At 47.6% G+C, this 1,074-nt stretch carries 1 pseudogene; it reads left to right on the top strand.

Features of this window, described 5'->3' with window-relative positions:
- Nucleotides 1-100: 100 nt before the first annotated feature.
- Nucleotides 101-1,074 (top strand): annotated as a pseudogene (locus tag BN338_RS07470) (phage tail sheath subtilisin-like domain-containing protein); the annotation flags it as partial.

Below are 1,074 nucleotides of genomic sequence, written 5' to 3'. Positions count from 1 at the left end.
AAAGCCCTTTTAAGGGCTTTTTTCTTTTTGACTGACAATGTCAGGCTTATGGAGCACCTACCACTGTTGTTATGTTTTCTTCATTGATTTGGAGAGCAAAATGGCAACAGAATTTAATCATGGTATTCGCATTCTTGAGGCAGGTGAAGAGGCACGTCCGTTAGCAGCCTTTGATCAAAGCGCCATTGGAGCGGTTGTTACAGCCCCTGATGCCGATGCAAAGACCTATCCCCTTAACGAGCCGGTATTGGTTTTTACGCATGAGGGAGACAAAATCCAAAAATTAGGGACAAGAGGCACAGCGCTTGATGTTATTGACGCTGTATGTGCGCAAGGAATAGACGCAAAAGTTATCCTAGTGCGTGTGGAGGAAAAGTCAAAATTTCTGAGACCCAAGTGGAAATGGTGGGCTCCAATGGGCAGCTGACGGGTGTGCATGCTTTGGCGCATGCGCGTGGTCATTTAGGTGTGGAACCTGGCATTCTCTTAGCACCGGCTTATAGTGCAGGGCGGTTTGAGAATGGCAAAAACCCCGTGGCAGAGGCTCTTGAACAGGTTGCCGAAAAGCTACAAGCCATTGCCGTGTTTGATACGGGGGGTAAAAACACCGAAGAAAGCCTTGCCTATCGTGCAGATTTTTCTTCACGCTTTTGTTATTTGCTTGATCCCTTTGTACGGGTGGCAAGTGGTGATGGGGGTGTGAGTATAAAACCGGCAAGTCCTTTTGCCGCAGCCATGTTTCTCAAACGTGACAAGCAAAGGGGGGGTGTTTTTTGGTCTCCCTCCAACCAAGATGTGAAAGGTATTTTAGGGACAGCACGCCCGATTAGTTATTTTGATGGGGAAATTGATCATGAGGCTAATCGTCTAAACCAAGCCGATATTGCCACCTTTATTCCCGCAAGGCTTAGCCAAAATGGGCATGGTCCAATGGCTGCCAATGGACGTATTTTATGGGGCAATCATACCACCTCCAGTGATCCCCTCTGGCGTTTTGTCAATGTGGTGCGCACCCGTGCAGCATTGGAAAAAACCATCATCAATCATTTGCGCCCTTTTGCCAATGATGAGAAT

The sequence above is a fragment of the Bartonella queenslandensis AUST/NH15 genome (assembly GCF_000312585.1).
Classification (GTDB): Bacteria; Pseudomonadota; Alphaproteobacteria; order Rhizobiales; family Rhizobiaceae; genus Bartonella; species Bartonella queenslandensis_A.
Note: the sequence above shows the minus strand (reverse complement) of the source record. Positions and strands in the feature narration are given on the sequence as shown.